This is a genomic window from Psychromonas sp. B3M02 (assembly GCF_003318165.1).
In the GTDB taxonomy this organism is placed as follows: domain Bacteria; phylum Pseudomonadota; class Gammaproteobacteria; order Enterobacterales; family Psychromonadaceae; genus Psychromonas.
On record NZ_QOCB01000102.1, the window covers coordinates 1 to 2,267 of the forward strand.

Genomic DNA, 2,267 nt, shown 5'->3' on the forward strand with positions numbered 1-2,267 from the left:
TTACAACGAAGAAATAAGTTTTTAATAAGTAAATTAGATCACTTATTAGTGTGATTAGATAGCATAAGTATTAAAATAATCAAGCTGTACGGGGTGAGATAAGGCTTTAGGGCGAATCGATTGAACCGTTTTTATCACCTCTTTTGCAGGCCAATCTAAGGCTAATAGAATTAACCCAATCACTAAACCTGTTCGGCCGGAGCCACCTTTACAGTGAACCGCAATGGTCCCTTTATTATTAATTAATTCTACAATCTCTGCTTTGTGTTTTGCCCACTGACTTTCAAATTCAACACCTGGCGCTGCATCATCTAAGATAGGTAACTGTACCCATTTTATACCCTGTTCCTTACACGATACAGGTAACGCAGTGACTGCATTTTTTTCCATCTCTTGATCAAACATTAAGGTAATCAACATCGCTGTTTTTTCATCTTTCAATGTTGTTAATGCATCATCGATACTGGTCTCTTTTGTACCAGGGCAAGGTGTGAAAATAAGTTGTGCACCATTGTCTAATGGTAAAATATCATAAGGATGTGTTTGCATGGTTAATTCCATTTATAAGTTAAGATTGGTTAATGTTTCGTTGGCTTCTATTCAAGATAGCCACTAATGACAGCATCACAGGGACTTCAACGAGTACACCAACGACAGTAGCAAGAGCAGCACCAGAATGTAAACCAAACAATGAGATAGCAACGGCAACGGCTAATTCAAAAAAATTAGAAGTTCCAATTAAACACGCTGGTGCAGCAATGTTATGGGGTAATTGCATTTTATTGGCAATGATGTAGGTGATCAAAAAGATACCATAGGTTTGTAAAATAAGTGGTATCGCAATTAATAATATAGTTTGAGGTTGTTCGATAATAGTATTGGCTTGAAAACCAAATAATAGAATCACAGTTGCTAATAAACCAACCACAGACCAAGGTTTGATCTTCGCTAAAAAACTATCCACGGCATTACGTTTAAGTGACAGGTAATGCCTCGTTACTATCCCTGCAATTAATGGTAATAGAACATATAAGACCACGGAGATAATTAAGGTTTCCCAGGGCACTTGAATATCACTCACACCCAATAACAAAGCGGAAATAGGTGCAAAAGCAAAAATCATGATCACATCATTGACCGACACTTGCACCAAAGTATAATTTGGATCGCCTTTAGTCAGTTGTGACCAAACAAATACCATGGCTGTACAAGGTGCAACCCCTAACAGAATCATACCGGCAATGTATTCTTGTGCAGAAGCGGGATCAACTAGATCTGCAAATAACCAATTAAAGAATAACCAACCTAAGCCGGCCATAGTAAAAGGTTTAATCAACCAATTAATGACTACCGTCAGGACTAACCCCTTCGGGTTTTTGCCAACATCTTTAATGGATGAAAAGTCAATTTGTACCATCATCGGGTAAATCATCATCCAAATACACACAGCCACAATAATATTAACATGTGCAAATTCTAAATTAGCTAAGGCTTCAAACACACTAGGCTGCCATAGACCCAGTAATACACCTCCACTAATACAAATGGCAATCCATACCGATAAATAACGTTCGAATACTCCCATTTTATATTCCCACCTTTTATTTACAGAAACTTGCCCGATCTGGGCGATTTTTCATCGCATCCAAACGATGTAACTCTTCAGCGATACTTTGCACATTATTTTCCGTTGATTCAGCAATAACAGATTTTTCCCATAAAGGTAAATCAGGATTAATTTTATAAAATACCCACTGACCATGCTTTCTATCTTTAATGATATTAACTTTTTTAAGTACGGCTAAGTTACGTGACACTTTGGGTTGACTCTCTTCTTGCAGCGCCTCCATCAATTCACAAACACATAATTCGCCATGGTAATGACATAACATCAATGTTTTTAAACGAATAGGATCGGTTAAACATTTAAAGAACTCAGTTAAAGGTGCATCTTGAAGTGTTTCTTGTACCTGTTTTACCTGCTTTTCTTCAACTAATAAAAACATAGCTAGTCGCGTATTTAATTCATTGAGTGTTGTATAAAAAGGTTGGTTTCCAACGCGTGTTTTAGGGTCTGGAAAATCCCAGGCAAGTTGTTTACCTGCATTTGGATAGCTTCTACACTCCACACTGGCTTTATCACACAGGGAAATAACATAATCAAAAGCTTGACCTGCAAATGTATTCACATCCTTGGACACAACATCTTTTGCATCAATACCATATTTTTGCAATGCATCTAACGCTCTGCTATCCACAGCTTCAGG

3 protein-coding genes are annotated in these 2,267 nt (G+C 37.4%); all 3 read right to left on the reverse strand.

Annotated features, from left to right (window positions below; genetic code table 11):
• Positions 1-54 precede the first annotated feature (54 nt).
• Positions 55-549, reverse strand: coding sequence for a phosphatase domain-containing putative toxin (locus DS885_RS11160; protein WP_113819514.1), 495 nt, complete (start codon positions 547-549; stop codon positions 55-57).
• A 19-nt stretch (positions 550-568) separates the two neighbouring features.
• Positions 569-1,585, reverse strand: coding sequence for an ACR3 family arsenite efflux transporter (gene arsB / locus DS885_RS11165; protein WP_113819515.1), 1,017 nt, complete (start codon positions 1,583-1,585; stop codon positions 569-571).
• Positions 1,586-1,601: 16 nt separating this feature from the next.
• Positions 1,602-2,267: metalloregulator ArsR/SmtB family transcription factor (locus DS885_RS11170; RefSeq protein WP_113819516.1), on the reverse strand; the 666-nt coding region annotated here is incomplete at its 5' end.

Coding starts and splice junctions, on each gene's coding strand:
- arsB (WP_113819515.1), bottom strand. CDS start 1,585: ATGGGAGTATTCGAACGTTATTTATCGGTATGGATTGCCATTTGTATT.
- DS885_RS11160 (WP_113819514.1), bottom strand. CDS start 549: ATGCAAACACATCCTTATGATATTTTACCATTAGACAATGGTGCACAA.